15 protein-coding genes are annotated in these 21,607 nt (G+C 44.6%); 5 read left to right on the forward strand and 10 right to left on the reverse strand.

Annotated elements, in window-relative coordinates:
• Positions 1-107 precede the first annotated feature (107 nt).
• The 3 genes from AC1DCV_RS05680 to AC1DCV_RS05690 are packed head-to-tail and all read left to right on the forward strand — an operon-like array spanning position 108 to position 3,562.
• Positions 108-872 carry an LOG family protein gene (locus AC1DCV_RS05680; RefSeq protein WP_477022267.1) on the forward strand — a complete coding sequence of 255 codons (765 nt, stop codon included), beginning with the start codon at positions 108-110 and terminating at the stop codon, positions 870-872.
• A 40-nt stretch (positions 873-912) separates the two neighbouring features.
• Positions 913-2,499, forward strand: coding sequence for a sensor histidine kinase (locus AC1DCV_RS05685; protein ID WP_477022268.1), 1,587 nt, complete (start codon positions 913-915; stop codon positions 2,497-2,499).
• A gap of 4 nt (positions 2,500-2,503) precedes the next feature.
• Positions 2,504-3,562, forward strand: coding sequence for a response regulator (locus AC1DCV_RS05690; protein ID WP_477022269.1), 1,059 nt, complete (start codon positions 2,504-2,506; stop codon positions 3,560-3,562).
• Here AC1DCV_RS05690 and AC1DCV_RS05695 read toward each other — a convergent pair.
• On the reverse strand, positions 3,559-3,942 hold the full coding sequence (locus AC1DCV_RS05695) for a hypothetical protein (protein WP_477022270.1): 384 nt from the start codon (positions 3,940-3,942) through the stop codon (positions 3,559-3,561). The two genes, AC1DCV_RS05690 and AC1DCV_RS05695, sit on opposite strands and share 4 nt — an antisense overlap.
• Positions 3,943-4,036: 94 nt before the next feature.
• A complete protein-coding gene (locus tag AC1DCV_RS05700) occupies positions 4,037-4,885 on the reverse strand; it encodes a universal stress protein (protein WP_477022271.1) in 849 nt (282 codons plus the stop codon).
• 210 nt (positions 4,886-5,095) lie between these two features.
• On the opposite strand from AC1DCV_RS05700, the gene AC1DCV_RS05705 reads away from it, so the two are divergent.
• Positions 5,096-5,599 carry a hypothetical protein gene (locus AC1DCV_RS05705; protein WP_477022272.1) on the forward strand — a complete coding sequence of 168 codons (504 nt, stop codon included), beginning with the start codon at positions 5,096-5,098 and terminating at the stop codon, positions 5,597-5,599.
• 214 nt (positions 5,600-5,813) lie between these two features.
• On the opposite strand, the gene AC1DCV_RS05710 is transcribed toward AC1DCV_RS05705, so the two are convergent.
• Genes AC1DCV_RS05710 through AC1DCV_RS05725 form a run of 4 tightly spaced genes read right to left on the reverse strand, consistent with a single transcriptional unit; the run spans position 5,814 to position 7,491 of the window.
• Positions 5,814-6,227 carry an SRPBCC family protein gene (locus tag AC1DCV_RS05710; protein ID WP_477022273.1) on the reverse strand — a complete coding sequence of 138 codons (414 nt, stop codon included), beginning with the start codon at positions 6,225-6,227 and terminating at the stop codon, positions 5,814-5,816.
• Between the two features lie 4 nt (positions 6,228-6,231).
• On the reverse strand, positions 6,232-6,735 hold the full coding sequence (locus AC1DCV_RS05715) for an SRPBCC family protein (protein WP_477022274.1): 504 nt from the start codon (positions 6,733-6,735) through the stop codon (positions 6,232-6,234).
• Positions 6,732-7,052: an ArsR/SmtB family transcription factor gene (locus AC1DCV_RS05720; protein WP_441575772.1), complete on the reverse strand. Its 321-nt coding sequence runs from the start codon at positions 7,050-7,052 to the stop codon at positions 6,732-6,734. Before AC1DCV_RS05720 ends, AC1DCV_RS05715 begins: the two co-directional genes overlap by 4 nt.
• A 58-nt stretch (positions 7,053-7,110) precedes the next feature.
• Complete coding sequence (locus AC1DCV_RS05725) at positions 7,111-7,491, reverse strand: DoxX family membrane protein (RefSeq protein ID WP_477022275.1); 381 nt, start codon at positions 7,489-7,491, stop codon at positions 7,111-7,113.
• Positions 7,492-7,793: 302 nt separating this feature from the next.
• On the opposite strand from AC1DCV_RS05725, the gene AC1DCV_RS05730 reads away from it, so the two are divergent.
• Positions 7,794-8,243, forward strand: coding sequence for an SRPBCC family protein (locus AC1DCV_RS05730; RefSeq protein ID WP_477022276.1), 450 nt, complete (start codon positions 7,794-7,796; stop codon positions 8,241-8,243).
• A gap of 110 nt (positions 8,244-8,353) precedes the next feature.
• Here the strand turns inward: AC1DCV_RS05730 and AC1DCV_RS05735 are convergent, their stop codons facing one another.
• The 4 genes from AC1DCV_RS05735 to AC1DCV_RS05750 form a co-directional block, all read right to left on the reverse strand.
• Positions 8,354-9,304 carry a hypothetical protein gene (locus tag AC1DCV_RS05735; RefSeq protein WP_477022277.1) on the reverse strand — a complete coding sequence of 317 codons (951 nt, stop codon included), beginning with the start codon at positions 9,302-9,304 and terminating at the stop codon, positions 8,354-8,356.
• A 128-nt stretch (positions 9,305-9,432) separates the two neighbouring features.
• Complete coding sequence (locus AC1DCV_RS05740; RefSeq protein WP_477022278.1) at positions 9,433-11,592, reverse strand: TonB-dependent receptor; 2,160 nt, start codon at positions 11,590-11,592, stop codon at positions 9,433-9,435.
• Positions 11,593-11,669: 77 nt separating this feature from the next.
• Positions 11,670-11,993 carry a hypothetical protein gene (locus AC1DCV_RS05745; RefSeq protein WP_477022279.1) on the reverse strand — a complete coding sequence of 108 codons (324 nt, stop codon included), beginning with the start codon at positions 11,991-11,993 and terminating at the stop codon, positions 11,670-11,672.
• A gap of 211 nt (positions 11,994-12,204) precedes the next feature.
• Positions 12,205-21,570, reverse strand: coding sequence for a Tc toxin subunit A-related protein (locus tag AC1DCV_RS05750; RefSeq protein WP_477022280.1), 9,366 nt, complete (start codon positions 21,568-21,570; stop codon positions 12,205-12,207).
• Between the last annotated feature and the right edge of the window lie 37 nt (positions 21,571-21,607).

The raw sequence follows: 21,607 nt of genomic DNA on the forward strand, positions 1-21,607 counted from the left end.
TAGCATAGTTTACCTGATAGGAAAATGAGCATAATCAGCCTGTCATATGACAGCGGTCATACGCGCTGAGTGAGGATAGTTGGAAATTGAGTACTCAATACTTCACCATGTCAGTAGCAAATATAAACCGACAGAAGTCCAATACAGTAACGGAACTGCCGGGTCATGAAGAAAAATATTTTCTGGAAGGTCCCCGCTCCAGGGCGAAGGAATTTTTCTTTTCGCTAAAAGTACTGATTGAATTTATCCGTGGATTCAGGATCTTACATTTCGCAGGGCCTTGCATAGCGGTATTTGGCTCGGCCAGGGTACAACCAGGATCAGACTATTATGAGTTGGGGCGAAAAACAGGAGCCGGTATTGCCAGACTTGGTTTTGCTGTCATGACAGGGGGTGGGCCAGGTATTATGGAAGCGGCTAACCGGGGCGCAAAAGAGGCCGGTGGTAAATCTGTAGGATGTAACATCAGCTTACCAAGAGAACAAACCGCAAATAAGTACCTTGACCTGCAATTCAACTGCAAGTATTTCTTCGTGCGTAAAGTACTGATGTTCAAATACTCATATGGATTCGTGATCCTACCAGGTGGTATTGGTACCCTCGATGAATTCTCGGAGGCACTTACTTTGATACAGACCCATAAAATCCTTAACTTTCCATTGGTCCTGATGAACCGCGGTTATTGGGAACCACTCATGCCCATGTTTCACAAAATGATTCAAAGTTATATGATAGCCCCTACTGATCTACAATACATACTACTAACGGATTCCATTGATGAGGCCATGGAGCATCTTCAAAAATACGCTGTAGCACAATACCATGTAAAACGCAGGAAGGAATTTCGTCGCTTTGCGCTTTTAGGAGAATAAAAAAATTCATTATTATTATATAAAATTACTGACTGACATTATGAGCTTATCTATTGGCGATCTGGATATAAACTTTCAATTGAGCATTTTTGCGGCTATCCTGGAACGTATTCCCGGTCTCGTAGCTGTTAGAGAACTGGAAAGCGGCAAGTTGATTTATATTAATGATACTGGTATTAAAATGCTGGGGACAGACGATTATCCATCGCTGGAGCGCATCATGGAGCAAAATAAAATAGGCGTCATTGATACAGCGGAGCAAAACACCCCGAGTGCTCTGATTGTGAAGGAACGGGCATACAAAAACGTAAAAGGAGAAACCTTTACGGGCGTATATGAAGAACTTTTTCTTAAGCATAATCATAAAGATTATTGCTTTTGCCGGATCACAGATATTTTATCCGACCGACACCACAAACAACAACTCAATAAGGAATTGGAGCGTTTTGGGGCATTATTCGACTATGCAAGTATTGGAATTCTTGTTGCGAACAAACAGGGAGAAATGGTACTTATCAATGATTTTGCCTTGCAACAGTTTGGTTATAAGCGGGAAATGCTGTTAGGGAAAAAGGTCGAAATTTTAATTCCTCAGCGCGTTCACCAGCGCCACATTGGACACAGGGAAAGGTATAATGCGGATCCACAGAGCAGACCAATGGGTATAGGTCTTGACCTTTACGCTGTTCGCGAAGATGGAACGGAATTTCCAGTAGAAATCAGTCTTAGTCATTATTCCAATGAAGAAGGTAATTTTGTCATTGCCTATATCAGCAATATTACAGAAAGAAAAAAAGCAGAAGAACGGGTAGAAAAGCTTTACAATGAACTCGAAGAAATGGTGGAAGACCGTACGGTACAGTTGCGCAAAGCATTAGAAGAACTGGAGGCATCTAAAGAAGAACTTACCATCGCATTAGGTAAAGAAAAAGAACTTGGCGACCTGAAATCCCGCTTTGTTTCCATGGCTTCCCATGAATTCCGCACCCCACTGAGCACTATTCTTTCCTCCGCATTTCTTGTAAAACACTACGATACAGATCAGGATCAGCCCATCCGTAATAAACACTTACAACGAATTGTTAATAATGTCAGCCTGTTAACAGATACCTTGAATGATTTCCTTTCAGTTGGAAAAATTGAAGAAGGAAAGATACAGGTACGAAGCGCTGAATTTGAAATTGAAGATCATTTCAATACGATCATCCAGGAAATGCAGGGCATTGTAAAAGACAATCAGATCATTAAATACAAACATACCGGTGGAAAAAATCTGGTATTGGACCCTTCGCTGATAAAGCATATTGTCATGAATCTGCTGGGTAACGCTATCAAATTTTCGAAATCCGGCAGCCTTATAGAAATTGAAACGCACAAAAATGAGGACGAATTCACACTCCTCGTGAGAGATAATGGAATTGGTATGTCGGAGGAAGATCAGGAACACCTGTTTGAACGATTCTACCGGGGCGCCAATGTCAGTAACATTCAGGGAACCGGCTTAGGCCTGCATATTGTTCACAGATATAGTGAGATGATGAATGGCAATATTTTATGCACCAGTGAATTAAACAAAGGCACTACCTTTACTATTATTTTCCCTATTGATAAAGAAAACGTCCTATAGTAATATGAAAAGAATATTGTTGATTGAAGACAATGAACAACTGCGCGAAAACACAGTGGATATTTTATCCATTGCCGGCTACAACGTTCTTACTGCTGATAATGGAAAAACCGGTGTGGAAATGATATTACAGCATCAACCCGACCTGGTGATCTGCGATATTATGATGCCGGTACTTGATGGCTTCGGCGTTTTACAGCTCATGCAACAGCATGAAGCCGTAAAAGACACACCATTCATTTTTCTGACTGCAAAAACAGAAAGGGCGGATTTCAGAAAAGGAATGGGCATGGGAGCAGATGATTACATAACAAAGCCCTTCACCGGAACCGAACTATGGGACGCCATAGCCAGCAGGCTAAGAAAAGCAGCCATTAAAAACCTGCAGTTCCCACCCAACCTGCAAGGCTTAAATAAACTCATGTATGAAGCCACCGGGAAAGATTCTCTTAAGGCACTGGCGGAAGGAAGGAATATTGATAAATACAAAAAAAAGCAAGCCATTTATACAGAGGGCAATCATCCTTCCAGGTTATTTTTTGTTCAGAAAGGAAAAGTAAAAACCTGTAAAAGCAATGACCTGGGAAAAGAACTGGTAACAGAGCTTTATAGCGATGGGGACTTTTTAGGATATACAGCCTTACTGGAAGGATCTGTTTATAAAGACTCCGCCGTTGCAATGGAAGATACTGAAATTGCAGTGATCCCATTAAAAGACTTTGAGGAATTGCTTCATAACAATTATGAAGTTGCGCTCCAGTTTATCCGGATGCTGGCTAAAAATGTGGCTTCCAGAGAACAACAGTTGCTGGGGCTTGCGTACAATTCCCTCAGGAAAAAAGTAGCGGAAGCATTATTAAATCTCCATAAAAAATACAACCCTAAGAACGAACCACCATTCATCGTAAAAATCAGCAGGGAAAACCTCGCCAATATTGCCGGAACCGCCACAGAATCCCTTATTCGTACCTTAAGTGACTTTCGTGATGAGAAACTCATAGATATAAAAGAAGGTGTAGTAGTTATTCTTGATGAAAAGAAACTGGCTAATATGATATACTAGACGGCGGGAAAATATGTATGCAGATATCTTTTAAAGTCCATCGCCAGGGTCTCAAAACTATCCTGTAAAGTATCAATTTTGGCTGCCAGCATCTCCTGCAGTGCCGTAACACGCGCCGGATAGATCGCCGTCCTGCTATCATGTTGCATTGCCTCCAGCAGCTCTCTTACTTCATGCCTCAACAATCCTATCTGTTCATCTATCTTCAGAAATCTGTGCTGAAAAACTTCCAGGTGCCCCAGATGTCTTCTATCAAAATCATTAGACAGAATATCGGCCAATTGCGTCTTAAAAATAATGGTTTCATCCTCCATCACCCTTAGTATATACTTCCAGGATTCGTGTGGTAGTAAACGCCCATCTAAATTATCTTGTATCATCTTATTGTTTAATATTAAATTGTCTAAGTTATTGTCAAACGAATCGGCAGAACATGACCACGATCAGTATTTTGACTATTTATGATCATAGTTATTATTTATTATGAGCAATAAACAGGGGAAATGGTAATGTTTGCATCAGTACGTCTGCCATACTTTCCCGGAACCAGCGGGAAACAGTACTGCGCCTGTAAGCCCCCAGCACTGCGATGGTTCCTTCCGCCTCCCCTAGCATATAGCTTACAATTTCCTCTTCCGGAACGCCTTCCATTACCTTATACCCGGCATCCGGGAAATGTCTTTTAATAAATTCTTTTATAAGATGTTTATTCTCCAGATGATTTCCCTCGGGATTGACGGATAACACAGTGGTTGGTAATGTTTGCAAAGAAGTCAGCAGGTAGTTATACATTTTTATAGCATATACGGAAGATGGCTCCCCGTCATACAACAACACTACATTATTGATATCACTGAAAACAGGAGGCACCATCACCTGGGTAGGCACAACTAGTACGGGGCATTGCACATCTGCCAGGAGATCTCTTATAAAACGGGTAGGCGGCTTCGTATCATCGTGCACAAATGTTTCACGGGCATCCACAATGAGCAAATCTGCATAAATGCTCTCTTCCAGCGCAGCCAGGAGCGAAATATTTCTATTGCGGTGAACACTGTAGGCTATCCCTGCTTTCTGGCAGGCGGCCTCAAATATACCAGCAGCCGCTTCGCGCTTCTCCTTATCCGCAGCTTCAAGTTGTCTGATGGTTACCTCGGCTGTTCCTGCTTTCAACAATTGGTGCAAACTGAAACTATTGTAGGTAAAATCCTGGCAGAAAACACCGGTCAGGTGTGCTTTCTGTTGCTTCGCAATCAATATGGAATAATGGAGGGTACTCTCAGAAAATCTGAGTCCATCAAATATGGCGGCTATCTTTTGCATCGTGTTTTTAATTTTATTCAAATCTACCACCGGAAAGAAAAATGAATTATGACCCTTATTAGGGCAAACTATGATTCTCGTCATCCCCGGAATGATGATGTGAATCAAGAATATATATGACCGGCATCATTTATCCAGGGCTGCTTTTCCTTTAATTTTATTATCAACAAGAGAATTGATTTCCATTGATCATATTTTAAAATTGATATCATGCATGCAAATATTTTCTCCCTCACCTACCTGATAGCCAATGCAGTCAGTCTGGCAATACTGATAACTGCTATTTTCTGGCCTCTTATCGCCCGGCTCCTGCTGGCACTGCTCTTTATTGGCGCCGCGCTCTTCAATGCCTTCATGGCTATCCGGTCACCGGAACTGTTTATGGCATATGGAGCAATGACTGTTTCAGCCGTTTACGAACAGTTCATTTATGGTGCATTTCGTGATAATACCACTGCTATTGTCGTGTCTATTTCTATATGTCAGCTGGCAACAGGCATTTTCATTGCTGCCAGGGATGCACTGCTGAAGCTGGGGTTAATTGCAGCTACAGTTTTTCTGGTAGCAATAACGCCACTTGGAGCAGGCGCCGCTTTTCCATCCACGCTTCTGCTGGCAGTTGCTGCCATCATATTACTCTTTAAGGAAAGGTATCTATCCGCACACCTGGTACATTTCCCTTTGCGTCATCGTTTTTTAAATCAAAAAATATGAAAAAAGAGTAGCGAAAAAATATACGGTCTCGTGGTTATAATGTCACCGTCTGTCACTTTTTTAATCGTAAATTCGAGGGCATGTATGCGGAATACAACGCTTTATTACGGCATAAGCTGAAAAGCCGGCAGATATTGTATCTGCCGGCTTTTCAGCTTATGCTGTATATCAGGTTACATTATCGAACTTCAATGGATATACTAAATATCCCGCTTTAGTTTGATTCCGTATATTTTTTGAAATTGTCGAGAATTGCCTGCCAACCACTCTTTTGCATTTCTATTGGATTTTCCTGTTCCGCGTCAAATGTTACAACAATTTCGGTTTTATCTCCTTCCTTATTAAAGTTAACGGTTACCTGTCTGCCATCCGGCATGGTATAGGTAAATTTTTCACCATCAACAATTTCATTATAAGTAGCCTCAAAGTCAAAGCCAAAACTTCCGTCTTTCGCTTCCATTCTTGCTGAATATTTACCACCTACGCGCATATCATTTGCAGCAGCAGGGCATTGCCAGGAAGGGTCTGCAAAATTCCATTTTGTAATGTGTCCGGGTTGGGTATAATAGTCCCAAACTTTATGAGTATCTGCATTTATGCTGGCGGTAACCGTAACCTTGTTGCTCATATTTTTACTTATTTATGGTTAATAATAATTGGTCTAATTTTTCCAGGGTTGCCAGCATCCCTTGTTCCATGCCCATCTGCACCACCTGTTCCAGATCTGACAAAGATTTATAGGTGACGATCGTTTCTACTAAAGCGTTTTCACCCTTGTCTATAAAAGTCACCAGCCACTCGGCGCTGGGCAGGTCTTTATTTATTTCACCTTCGGCATTAGAGAAAGCGTCTAAGGAAGTGTAGTAGTCAATTGGTTTTATTTTCAGATACGTTGTATATCCCCAATATTCTGTACCGTTGGGTTCTACCATGGCGTAATGCCAGTGACCTCCTTCACGGAAGTCCATTGATTTTGTTTTTGTGGTAAGTGGAGCGGGCGCAAACCACCTGTCAAGTAATTCACTTTTGGTATAACAATCCCAAATCAATTGCCGGTCGGCTAAAAACTCACGTCTGATGGTCAGCGTATTTTCTTTCTTATCTACGAGGAAGTCGAATTGCAAATTGTTTTTCATTTCTTTTGTTTTTTAATCGTTGCCAATAGTTGATCGAGTTGATCGAAACGGCTCTCCCAAATCTTTCTGAATTGTTCCAGCCATTTGTCGATCTCTTTCATTTTATCAATTTCAAGCTGATAAAAAATTTCCCTTCCCTGGTATGCCTGTTTTACCAGTTCGCATTCCGTCAATATTTTCAAATGTTTGGAAATTGCCTGTCTCGTCGTGTCAAAATGCTCGGCGATAGCATTAGGTGTCATTGCATGTACTGCAATTAAAGCGATGATGGCCCTCCGTGTGGGGTCGGCGATGGCCTGGAAAATATCTCTTCTCATTAAAGTATCGTTTATGTATGGGGCCCGATTGATGGCAATCAGGCCCCATACCACTAAATTACTTTTCTATCATGGGAAGGTACTTTCCCCTGTTATCAATTATTACCCAAAGAATGACTGCAATCAACACAAATGCAATAGGCAGAGCGGATGGAGCCATGCTGATGCAGGCAAGCAGAATGCCCGTTAAAACAGGTAAGATCACAATTGCGCCAAGCGCCCTCGTCCTCCCTGGGATCAATAACAAGCCGCCGAGCACTTCTATGGCGCCCACCAATGGCATGAGCCAACCTATTTCCATAAAGGCCATCCCTGCTTTCACCATTTTATCAGGCATGTCTTTAGGAACCGGCATATAGTGAAAGAATTTATCCAGGCCTGCATTAATAAACAGGAGGCCGGTCAATAGACATAAAATAAAGAGGATTTTACTTTTCATAGTTATTATTTTAATTACGCAACTAATCGGTTGCAAATATATGTGCAACTGATTGGTTTCTCAAATTTTTCTTTAATTTTCAGGAGATAAAAATTTGGGGGGCTGTATCGGTTATGAGAAATGCTTTTGCAAATATGGTCGCAAATAACCCGTAGACTGTCGTATTTAGCCTCTGTCAAAACCAAATTTTCCTTCCATCTTTACAATACTGAAATGAACAAATAAACTAAGTGGAGCAGCGACCACTAAAAAAACGGGCGGAACCGAAAAGCCAGAAGAGTAGGAAATGAAAATAAGATGTTATGTCAGACAATAATGTTTCGTTGCACCGGGTTCTCAAAGCGTCTCCGGAAAAGGTATACCGCGCATTCACTGAAGCGCTGGCCATTGCTTCCTGGCTGCCTCCATATGGCTTTCTTTGTACTGTTCACGAAATGGACGTAAAACAGGGAGGCACCTTTAAGATGTCATTTCAAAATTTCACCACCGGCAACGGTCATTCATTTGGTGGAGAATACCTGGAGCTCAAACCCAACGAGTTGCTGAAGTACACCGATAAATTTGATGACCCGAACCTGCCTGGTGAGATGGTCACTACTGTTTTGCTTCGGAAAACGTTGGTAGGTACAGAAATAAAAATCACACAAACAGGTATTCCTGTTGTCATACCTGCAGAAATGTGCTACCTGGGATGGCAGGAGTCGCTGGAGAAATTAGCGAAGCTGGTTGAGCCTGAAATACCAGATGCCTGATCCGGCTGAAAGCTCCGCCGGTCCTGTAATCATGAGGTGTTATGATAGAAATGAAACCTTGCTGGCTAAGCCAGCAAGGTTTCATGGCCCGGAACCGTTTTAAGTCATTATCAATAATAAATATCCACGATACCGTTAGGAGTACCTGGCGTAACAACAGTAGCATGTTGTCCACAGTCGGTGACCGCATTGGCCACGCTCCATGACAACGGCGCCTGTGCACTGCCTACCTTCAGCTCAATTGCACTAAGCCTTGTTTTAGCCGTATTTGGGTAGTTGGAGCAACTTGCAACGCCATATGCTTCCAATGATTCAGCAGCCCAGTAAAGCTTGGGAATGTTGTTAACGGTAAGCGTAATGGAGGGATAGCCTGCAAAAGCAGAAGTGTAGCTATAAGTACTTCCACTTCCTCCAATAAGACTCATGATACCCTGCAGGTTAGTACCAGGAGCTACCCGTATCAGGTTGCTGAATACGGAATTATTACCTACATACCAGTTGGCAATAGCCCAATAGTTACCACCACCGGCGGCAGACGGTCCCCACTGCAATACAGGTTGCAGGATGTTGTTGGCATTCTGTAAACCATTAAAGAGGAAGATCGTTTGACCGGAATTTACCGCCGGCGCAGGCGGAACTGTCCAGTTAGTATTAAAATAAGAAATAGGCGTAGCCGAACTGTTCGTCCAGTAAGTGTAGGTGATCCAGCCGGAACCGAGTGGGAATATATCCTTTCCGGATTTCTTTGTATTACCCGGATAAAAAGGCGTGTTCCCGCTTGTTTGTTCAATAGCGCCGTAATCGGCTACCACTTTACCCTGGCGGTCATACTTACGAAGCCTGCTGCCTTCTCCACTCAGGTATTCGCCGGTTTCAACATGATGCACCAGTGACTTATTCACCCAGCCTGCGGGTGTAAGTACCTCGTCCTGGTGATTGGTTGTTTGCACTTTATCAGCAGGTGCGACTGCGTTATCGGCTGAGGAGCCGGACTGCTCTTTCTTACATGCAGTGAATATGGTAGTACTCAACAATAGAAAGGAGAGAATGTATTTGCTCATAAAACAGGGTTGGGTTAAAAAAAATGATTAAGAGAGAAACGGTTGATTGGGTTATTACTAAAGTAAAATAACTCACTGCAAATATGCCGCAGTTATCATTTAAAAGCAGGGGCGTTATGCCCCATACTCTATAGTTTTAATTTCAATCCGCCATTCACTACAAATCCATCCAGCGGGGCGTAAATGTCTCTGAATACGGGATGTGTTACCGTACCCATATAAATGCTATCAAAGCGCGTTTGCCGGGTATCCAGCATATTTTCAAAATTCACGAATATTGAAAACCGCTCCCATAATTTTTCAGCCATAAATCCACATAACCAGTATTGTTTCCCCATGGTGCCATCACTCAGCGGCTGCTTGCTATAATAGTATGCCTCCAGCCCAACTTTCCATTTATCTTCTATTTCATACATCAGCACATTGTTCAGCCGGTGACGCGCCGTTAAAGGATTGTCACGTTTTACTCCCTGCTCCGTTATCCGTGCATCTGTAAAAGTATATCCGATAAATAGTTTGAAATCCCCGTATCCCAGCTTTACATTGGTTTCCCAGCCTTTGGTATCCATGTAGCCATTCACATTCACCAGGTTAGCCGCTGCGGCTTCCATTAATAACGGATTATTTATCCGCGTATAAAAAAACAGCTGATTAATACTTAAGCTTAATTTATCAGCAAAGAACGCTGTACGATAATTGATGTCGAAGTTTCCACCGTATGATTTTTCAAGGGTATTGTCGTCCGCATTGACCGGAAATACATTCCTGAACTGAATTCGTTCCGTTTCTTCCGTGAAAATAGTGGGCGTTTTATACCCCAAGCCGCCGCCAATACGGGAAGTAACTTTCGGTGAAATTTTGAAGAGCGCAGAGAGCCGCGGGAGCAATACAAAACCATAGTCTATTACGTAATCACCCCGGATACCTGTTTCCAGTTGCAGCCACTGGTTAGCCTTCCAGGTGTTTTGTATAAATGCTCCTACTGTTTGCTGATCATAATTCCTTTTGGGAAATGAATCTGCAGGATGCTCTTTAAAATTATCTGTATAATAATTTAGTCCTCCGATCCACTCCACGTTTTCATGCCGATTACTATAGGTTGCTTCTGAGTAGGACGAAAGTTGTTTACCATCAAAGATGTAGTCCGGAATGGTGATAGTGCGCTGGAAATTATTGAATGAATTTTTTACCGTCAGCGTACTATGCTCATTCAACTGGTGTTCAAATGCAAGTTGAGTAGAAAGTCTCGTACTTTTATTTCTTTCAAAATAACTATGTGTACTGTCGCCATGCCCTTTGATATATTTGATATCTCCGCCGGTCCTGTCTTCAAACACCCCATTTACACCTATATTCAATTTCGTTATAGGACTGAAATAAATAAATAGCTTTGGATTAATAACGTATCTGTCGAATTTCGGGATAGCGGTGAATGGCGTGTTCCCCGGGGCATATGGCTGATTGCTGTTGCGGGACGCAAAGACTGTTACGCCTACCTTCTCAAATTTCTGCCCGTAGTAACCACTCAAATCTAGTCCGCCGGCAGAAGTACCATTTAGAAAGAAACGTAGCTCCTTTTCTGCTGCCGGTACCTTTGATACCAGGTTTACAAGCCCGGCTATAGCACCGCCGCCATACAAAGTGGAGGCAGCGCCCTTTATTACTTCTACCTGTTTTAAATCCAGTGGCGGTGTTTGCAACAGTCCCAGTCCTCCGGAAAAACCTGCATACAAAGGAAATCCGTCTTTCAATATCTGTGTATATCGCCCATCCAATCCCTGAATACGTATGCTCGCGTTGGCAGAGGTGGCGGATACCTGTTGCGTTTGAATGCCGGTACTCTCATTCAGCATCATTCTGATGTCACCGGGTTTCATATTTCCTTTTTCTTCCAGCTCCTCCCCTCCTATAAACTCTACTCTTGTAGGAATATTCTGAATGGTTCTTGTACTGCGGGTAGAAGAAATTACTACTTCTTCTATGTCTTCTCCTGCATGCTCCAGTAATACCGTGAGCGTATCTGTTGAAAGTGGGAAATGAAGCGGCTGATCATATTCCCTGTAGCCTACAAAACGCACTATTAACTGATGCTGTTCACCTTTGATATCTGTGAATACTGCTATTCCTTTTGTATCCGTTTGTGTTCCGTTGCTGCCATTTATAAGTACCGTAGCACCAGCCAATGGCGCGCTGGAATTTGCATCTCTAACAGACACAATTATTTTATGTTGTGCCAGGCTCACGACAAATGAGCATAGCAAAACTGCTAAGAAAGATATATGTTTCATTCTTTGTTTGATAGTAAATAAAATGTACTTCACCATGCACTGGTGATCCCTTATAGTTATTGCGTCGTTCGCTGAAACTATGACAACCGGGGCGGCTGAAAGATGGGCAAGCGGGATTGAGAGATGGCGTTTTCTTTAAATGGGCGAAAGACGGATTGTTTCGTGGTGTATACCGGTTTTGTAATCCAGATGGTGGCCTCTGGCAATACTACTCCATGGCAGGTACTACAGGCGAAGAATGGAGAGCATGGGCAATCCTGCTTCTGGTGGTCCGTCTCATGTTGATGATGACCGCTCATCGCCTCTCTTGTTGTACACATGAAGTTATCTTCCTGGCAATCACAGGGGATGCCGGAAAGTATCACTACATACAATGAAAACAACAGGAGCAGCCATTTCATGGAGCGAAAATATAAAAAAACGAGGATTTTCTGTTCCCTATCCTGTAAACCCGTCCAATTGATTGTCCTGATATACTAAAAAAGACCAGGTGGTATTGCTACTTCCTGGTCTTGTCCTATTATCCGTCCAGGTCTTCGTTCTGTCTGGAACAAATGCTCTGGTTCCGCTACACTGTATCAAATAAAAAATTCTCTGGCAACGACTTCATGACTATTCCATCGTATAATTCACTACCAGCCATGCACCGGCAATAGTACCTTTTACCGTAGCAAAATTCTGTACCGCAAAACTATAGTCGATGTGATCACTAGCCAGTTTTATATTACCTGTAATCGCACTGATCGGATCTATCAACTGAATCTGAGTACCAAATTTACCGGCGTTCTTCGTCATGGCCTGGGCAGGGGCGCCGTTAACAGACACCATCAGGTTGCCGCTGTTACTGGTGAGTACAAACAATGCTACGCTCTGTACTGTTACTTTGATAGCACTATTTTGTGTGAAGTAAGGTAAGACTGCTTTTGTTAAGCTGCCACTGAAAGTGCCGCTGCCATTCATAAATGCATACCAGTTATCCGACATTTCATGCCGCAGATCAAACATGCGGAAGAGACCAGCTGCCGGTACGCTATCTACGATTTTCTTAAACAGTATCTTCAGGTAGTCGGTTGTTTCCTTTTTGAACAATCCTCCACCCTGCCGGGATGTATAGCTTATCTGTATAATCACATCCGTGATACTCTGGTAATCGAATTGTGCCAGGGAGGATGGATCATTCATTTCCAGGTGCCAGGAGCTGATGGCACCAGTACCTTCAAAAGGCAGGTATCGGTCGTCATGGAAACTTAGTTCAAACAACCCTGTATCATTCTGTGCGTGGCTGGTGCCAATAGATTGAATCGCACCAAGGTTATACGTAAACCGGTCGTCGCCTCCTGCTTTTTCCACGTACTTATCATACGCATCTGCTCCTGCAGGATTAAGCTTGGTATTCCTGCGGTATTTGTTGCTGACCTGCGACAATGTGCAGGATATTGATACCAGTGGCCCACTGATACAAGGTATACTCACTGAAATGGCTTTAATACGGCGCAGATAATGACCCGGATAGTCCATATCGAATACCATTTCCGGAATATTGATATCGCACTGACCTGTATTACGCAGCTGTAGCAGAGCTTCTGGTGACAATGCTGCTACTGAGATATTTTTGGTGAGTTCAAATTCACGTTGGTTATTATGAAGATAGTTGGATTCCAGCCGTTTCACATCGAGCAGGAGCCGGTCGCCCGACAGGAGTCCTTTTTTCATAGTATCCCAGTAGTTATACTGAATCACATTACTGTCTGCCGCCAGTTCAAACTGATAGCATTGTTCCGCTTGTTTGGCCATGGCAAATGCCAGCTGATATGACTGGAAGTAGAGCGTACTGATTTGCCCTGTCATCCATGCATACAAGTCTTTGTTGGTGTACTTACTCGTCATGAATGTATTTACTTCCTGTGCCTGTTGTATCCTTAGCTGTTGAGTGGTTGTTTCCTTCACGGCAATGTCCTTCCGGATATCCGCCACTACTATTTGCTGGTCCATCTGTTCCAGTTCCAGGGAAGCCATGTCTTTCTGCAGACCCCAGTCGTCCATTCTGCGCTGATACGCACCTATGTTACCAATAAGACTGGAAGTAGAATGCAGGATGCCGGCGATGCCACGGAACAGGGTACCGAATTGCCCGGTAGAACTACCCACATTATTACCACCAAAAGAGACTGTCACCACTGGCGATCCACCAAAACCGGCAGCACCACCGGTGATGATCGGTATCATATGTGTGCCGCCGGAAGTAGCATCCAGTACGGTGGCTACTATTTCAGATATAATAGCACCTGCCGAAATACCTGCCTGTGCTATTTCCCAACCATTCATAAAATCACGGCTGCTGTAGTAATCATATTTTTTCTGGGAAATCGCCTTGGTTTTCCGTAATGCTTCGATCGACTGTGATGCTTCTTCCACCTGCGTTTGTCGGATCAACAGCAACTGTTGTTGCAATTTTATTTCTTCTCCGGCTCTTAACAGCGCCAGTGCTTCATTGTCTTTCTTTTCCAAAGCAGCCAACAAGGCTGCGCCGGTGGCTTTCACCTGTTCGGCCAGTTCAGTGGCTTTCTGCAGTATTACACGGAAACGGTATAATGGCAATGGTGCATTGAGCATACTGGTAACAGTACTGATATCCAAACCAGCGGCAGCAGCACGCACCAGCATACCAGGATCTATCGGCGGTGCAAACAATGCAAGTACACGGTGTACCCCATTGATATCTTCACTGTTCCGTATCTTGTATAACCTGTCATCAATTGTATCCCAGTAAGACAATAATTGCTCGTTGGCAGGTATGCAGAAGTAAAGGGAAGACACTGTATTATGCGGAGTAGGTAATTCTGCGCCCTTATGCGGCAACACATTCAGGTCGGGTACCAGGTTTTCCAGGTCTACCATAGCGTTGCTGAAAGCATCCAACTTCACCTCCAGCTGATTGTAGGTTTCATCCGGAACGGGTACAGCAGGTGGAATGATCATTGGCTTTGGTCCGAGCAGCTTATCTGCCAGGATATATAACTGTGTCGCCTGTACGAGGGATTCCATGGTATTCTGCATAAACAGGTTATCACCCCAGGCGATCAGGTTATCGAGGTATTTCATGAGCAGCGCCTTTTGATAGGCCAGCGGTCGGGTGCGGGCTACTTCATGTGGCATAAACGGATTTTCCCGCCAGCTCTCTACTGCATTGACCAGATCCTTATAGACCGTACCGGTAGGGTCACTCGCAATGTTATTCATGATGGTATCGATACGCTGATCCACGTAGTCAAAGAATTCATGGAAAGGCTTGGTGATCCAATATTTCTGCGGAGCACTGCCACCTGCGCCTCCAATAGGATTAAAGATGTAGTGATACCATTTGCGCGCTTCTTCAAACCGTTGATTCTGGCTTAACTGGTTGCCTATGAAGAAAGGCAGATGATAGAATAATTCCCAGTTGTAGGATGAATAACTTCCGTCCGCATCAAAATCGATGTTCTCTACCGGGTAAGGTGTTGCTACCGGTGATTGCGGCTGATAGGTGGTATCGAATTTAAAGCTGTTCACCTTCGACTGCACGTCATACGTCATGATAGCCGGCAGTCCTCCCTTGTACACGGTACTCTTGATATAGCATACCAATGGGTGATAGAAGTTGCGGAACATCAGCTGCGGCTTATGTTTCTTATAAAAATCCCATTCTGCTGTGAGCCGGATATATTCCGTATCTGCGTGCAGCTGCTGCAACATTTTATTGAAATCATGCGCCGGATCTGCTATCAGGATTTTAACATACTTAACGACTAACGCAATCAGGTCAGTAACGAACTTGTAAATATCGCTGAAGGTGCGTGCATTGGTGCCATTTTCACCGAAGAAGCCTGGTATAATCACGTACTCCCTGGATCCATCGGCATAAAAGAACGGCATAAAACTGGCCATCGGCAGCACTAATCTCCTATGACCACCGAACTCGTTATTGGTAGGGTAGCTATTCTTAGCTGACATCAGCTCGAGTGCTACATAAATCCAATCGATCAATGAGAACTCATGTGGATACGTAATCCGGAAGATGCCCGGGGTAGCATTAAGAACAGGATCAAAGTTGTAAGGACTTAATATGCTTCTCATCGAGAGCGTATCGAGTGATCTGTTATCGTTTTCCCGGTACTGCATCTGCAGGAATTTGGTATCCATAAAATCCGGGATAAAATCGAGATAAGGAAGCGACTGATCTCCCCAGTAAGCCACTTCAGGGTAACCTTTACATCCGGTAAGATTGAACATTCCAATGGCATGACTATCGAAAGTGCAGAGAATACCATAGCCCACCGCCCCCATGTCGAAGTCCAGCATACGGAAGGTATCTTTCACCGGATTGAGATCAGCATAATAGTTTGTGTGCAATACATCCTGCGAAGTCCGTTTGGGTTGCCATACCCCATTGATACATTCACTGGTGGCCAGCTGTATTTTATACCGCTTCATTGGCGCCGGCGCCGCCTGGTTGATAGGTGTGCTGGGAATAGACACGCTCTGGCCTTGTTGTATTTCTTCGGTGGGCAGATGCCAGGCCAGGAACAGGCGGTTGTTAAGCATATATGCCAACAGGTGATCACCGGAAATATCCACATCAACTTTAGTCCATGGCTCCCACTTGCGTTCTTTCACTCCTGTGCGATAGTAGTAGGTACTGCCTCCGCGCACCCGTGCAATAACGTGCATGGTATAAGTACTTACATCGTAGTAGCAGGCCCTTACATCGAGGGTGGCTACATCGTCCAGTTTTTCCAGGTAATGTATGGCCGCCGTTTCCACGTTGTCATCTGTCACTTCATTTTGTTGCAGTTCAGAGATCAGGTCGGCAAAGAAATAAGATTGGTCGGCACGTAGTTCAGGCTGTATCCAGTTTTCCGGGTACAGGAAAATTTTCCGGTTGGCTACCCATACCTGGAAATTTTTCATCCAAATCCATTGGCTCCAGCCGTCATCATTCGTTACATCCGCGATGGCATCGGGTTCCAGTGCCATCAGACAGCGTTGTATGAATAGTTGAAGTATACCATGTGCCATGACGATGCGGGAACTTGGCTGCCCGGGCTGCATCAGTACGTCCATGAGGAAATAGTCATACAGATCATTCGAGCCGTTCAGGTCAGGGTTAGATGCCAGCAGGTAAGCAACGAGCGCATCTCTTTTCCGCGGACGCAATGTATCTTCCACCGGCTGAATGACGTTCAGCCATTGTTTGTCATCGTATTTATTACGCAGCGCCTGTGTGATCAGACCTGCTTCCACCTCCGTGAGTACAGGCTGGATAAACTGTGTAGCCGTGGCCGTTGGTACACCCAGCAACCGTAATACCGCCGTGGCAGCTTCCAGTCGGAGATACGTAGCGGGAAGTTTAAAATCCGCCGGGTACGTATAGCCGTACCAGATAGTAAGGTCGCTGATATCGGCAGGATCCCATCCTGTGAACAACGTGAGCGTCTGGAAAGTATCCGGCTGTGAAGCACCCGATGCCACCTGTCCCCATACATCCGTCCAGGACAATACCACATTGGCATCTACCGGACTTTGTACCGTTCCATAATTTTGCATCAGCAACAGCGCCTCCTGCCATTTTACCCATTTACTAAAATCAGCCGCCGGCACATCTCCCGTATACCGAAGCGTATCAGGTTCCAGCCAGCCCATTGTAGCATTATTTTGCAGGAACCATTGCAGGTCTTTTGCGGAAATGCTGATCTTACTGAGATAACTGACCATCACCTTCAGCAGGCGGGTGGCCCGGTATTGCGCATCAAATCCGGCTGGTGTTATCACCGGCGGAACAGGCGGTGTATTTAAAGTATCAATCAGCGAATCGTCCGACAGGATATCTCCAAGCAATGCGGCAGGGCCAGGGAATTTCAGTGACCCATATTGCAGCAGTACCTGGGTGATCACATCCGTTGTACCAAATGTGCCTTGCACCGCATTGTACAAAGCCGTTTGTTTACCGGCATGAAAAAGGTAAACGGAGATGGGAGTACTGAAAGACTGTATCAATGCGTTCTGGGCGGCAGGCAGACCAGGATCGCCCGGCAACAACGCCAGCAACGCGGTAATTTTAGCCTGGATATCAAGGGTACTGAAATAACCTCCCAGGTTGGCATCTACATACGCCTGTGGGGTAAGTGTATCCGCAAAAGCACCACTGATGATAGCCATGATCTTATCTACTACTGCAGCAGTCAGACCGGGTAACAGGCTCATTTGTTGTTTGAGTCCATTCTTGTTTTCATCAGGAGACAATGCAGCATTAAATCCCGACCGGGTTGTATTGAAGGCCTGTTGATAAGCCGTCTGTAAAGCAGTCAGCCAGGTGGTGATGGTAGCATCCTGCATCGCTAATAAGCCGCTGGGATCACTATTCTGCAGGAACCATTGCAATTCGCTCACCGTGAAACCTGCCGTCTGCATAAACCGTACACTGGCCACAAAAGCGCTGGTATCAGCAGGTGTGGTAAATAACGGTAAAGCAGACAACGTACTGAATGTAAACATATCCGGTAACTTCAATCCCAGCAGGTTGGCCAGCAACGCATGACGATACAGGAAGGCCAGGTTGTCGCGCGTCAGCGTGGTATCTGCCGGGTTTAACCGGCTAATGAGAAAAGTAATATCATCCGCCTTCGCTTTCAGGCTTAATCTCAGGGTAGTAAGATGTGCAGTTAACGTATCACGGGTACCCAATGGCAACAGCTCATTAGCCGCGATGTTTTTAATTGTAAATGCTTCATCTATCGGATTGGTCGCGATCCTGTTCAGGTACACGGAGGTATATAATGCAGCTGGTTGCTGTCCATAAAAAGACAAAGCCTGTTCCAGTGTAATACCAAGACTGTTTTGCAGTTTGAATAGATCTACTATCACCACCAACGTGGCATCATTGAGTTGTTGATTGCCCAACGCAGTATACATGATCATACTGTTCAGGTTATCCATGCTAACCCCTGCTTTCCGGTATAGCCGCAGGAAACGGTGCATACGATCCAATGCCGCTTCATCCAGGTTGGCAATTATTTTCTTCGCCGTATCACAGGTATTATCCAGGTGCTGGATAAAGAGGTTGTTACCGGGATTAACGAAAGACTGATTCAGTAGTTGTTGCAAGTCTACATAACTCAATCCGCTTTTCTTTAAAAACACATCTACCTCCTGCAGGGTAGGCAGCAATGGAAGAGCGCCTGTACTCCAGTAGACAGCCTGTCCGGCGGTGGTAGTATCAGGGGTAACGACCAGCGTTCTTTCTGCCGGCGATATTTTCAGGTACACAGCTGCTTTGGAAGGAGCATCCGGGCCTGCGGTATTACCCAGGGTGTCCATCAGATCAGCCCGTTCAATACCTACAATTTCCAGCAGACTATTGCCTCTTTCCTGGTAGATATCAAAAGGAAGCCCGAAGGAAATATGTGAGATTGCGAGCGTATCATACGCATCCCCATTTACATATTCCGGCGCAGCATTTAGTTCGGCTGCGCTCAGGTGTGTTTGCCGCAATTGCCTTACCCGCCAGCCGGTACCTTCTGCGGATATTTTAGTCGTACTTTTTGCATCCCGCAACATATAAGTATCTACCCCGGCAGCGGAATATTTCGGATACAGCAAGGCCTCATCAGTCACATTCTTTATACCATTGTCTGTAAGACCTGTCAGCAGGTGGGCATTGATTTTTCCTTTTACCATGTCGGCGGTAAAAGTGTTATCGAGTAATATGCCCAAATCGGGACTCACAGCATCTTCCAATACTTCGCATACGAGATCGATATAAGGAATGGGGGTATTGGCATTATCACAATTGAGATCGATATCACCGATGTCCGGACGTCTGGAAAACAATACGTCTTTAGCCGTTTTGGTGCCATTGGCCAGTAAGCGGTTCTTCAGGAACTGCAATACATCTGCCAGATAAGCAGCCGGGCCGTACACCGATCTGCAATCCATGCATTCGCAAAGATCTATTTCCTGGAACAGGCTTTTCAGATTAGGGAAATCTTTCGATATCTGTTCTATCTTCAACGACAATGCTTCCCCATTCAGTGCTTTCAGTTTACCTGCACCGGCATATTCCTTCAGTTCCGCACCGAGTGTTATGGCGGCGGTATGGATGTTCACCGCTTTCTGATAAACGGCGGTCGCTTCCTTTTCGGTAAAGGTCTGGTCTTTACTATATCTGGCAACGAATTGTTTCTGTCCCAGTCCTACAATATGATAAGCAGCTGTTAACTGATCATCCTGTAGCTTTTTTGCTTTACTGTAATCCGGTGTGAGTTTATATAGTCTTTGCAGGGAACGCAGTTGTGCTTTGGCATCGTCAGATACTTTCGTATCCTTCAACTGTGCATCTATGGAATTACCACCAAGATCTACATCCGGCAACTGTTTCAGTTGATCCATTGCTGCAGGTTGATCTCTTTTGAAATCAGCCATAAACGCCACATGCGGATATTTTTGGCGGAACCGGCTTTGCAGTATAGTGGCATGCGTGTGTAATGCATCTTTACTGGCGGTCATGCTGGCTCTTAGCTGATGATTGGGAAGACGGTTCAGCAAATCTTTCCATTCATCGGTAGATAGTGCGGCCAGTTGAGATATGTCTTTTTCTTCTTTTATATTGGCCGTCTCTTTTACGTGCTGTATCAGGGTTTCATCGGTACCCAGTAAACTGGCGATATTAATATCTACAGTCGCTCCTTTTGCTGCGGTGGCATTAAGAAAGGGATTGGCTGCTACCAGGTTGTTCAGCAGTTGCGGCAGATTGCCAAAAGCATTTTTACTGATCAGTTCTACCAGGTTTTGGTAAGATCCGTTTTTGATACTACCCACAATCAGGTTAGCCCATTGCTGTGGTCTTTCTTCCTGTATATATTTCTTTGCTTCTTCCCTTAAGTCAAGTAACTGACGCAGCAGGCGGGCCAACGCTTTACTGATGTCGGGGATGATATTGGCGGCGATAGCATCCGCAATGGCAGCCTTGATGATATCGGAATCTATCAATGCCGTTTCATACACCAATGCTTTCACGTCGGAGGAAATGCTGATGGCAACACGTGTGGTCAACCATTGTTGCAGGTCATTCTTCAGTAAGGTACCTTCCCTAAACAAGCCATAGAAGAAGGCCGGTTCAAACTGAAACTGTTGCTGGATTTTAAAGGACAGCGCCAGGTATTCGATGCGGTTATGGTCGATACCTGTTTCCCTGCTAAGGAAAGTTACATCCGGGTGCGCCGTTGTTTCTTCCAGGGTATCCAGTGTTATTTTGCCGGTTACGGGAGATAATATCTGCAGATAGTTTTCGTATTCACTGAGCGTACGTCCGGCTCTTTCTTTCAGGTGAATATCGATATTCACTCTACTGGGCGCATTGAATACAAGGTCGTTGATTCCTGTTTCAAACAGTAGTTGCTTTTTCTGATATACTCTCATCAGTATATCTGCGCTTTTATACTCATTTTTTTCCACCACCTTTTGATCGTAGGGAATGCTGTATTTTCCGTCGGAGTCGGTAGTCGCTTCTCCTAAAGCAGTTTCAGAGCGGAGGTCTTTATCAAATGCTTTCACCGTAAGGCCGGGGGCCGGTGTATTATCGGGTTGAAAAACGGTGCCTGTTACGATGGCGCTTTGTACGTTGGCGCGACTACCTTTTGCTTCCACTTCCAGTACTATTTCTTCCACTACTTCATGAACATTCCAGCTTTTGGTATCGTGGCTGCCAGAGAGTATAATTTCTTCATGCCAGATCCGGAAATAGATTTGCGGATTATGCCGGAGTAATTCCTGCACCAGGCCTTCGTTGAAAGTCAGCAGAAACCGGCCATTTTCGTCGGTCATTCCTTTGGCGAGCGGCACATTGATGAGTGCTTCTGTGCTCCAGGCCTCAATCCTCAATCCTTGGAGGGGGTGACCTGTTCGGGAACTTTTAATGTGCCCTTTGATGAGGTTTGCTTTCATTTTTTTGGAATTAGAACAATGAAGATGGATTTACAGA

It is taken from the genome of Chitinophaga sp. 10T418 (assembly GCF_056394125.1).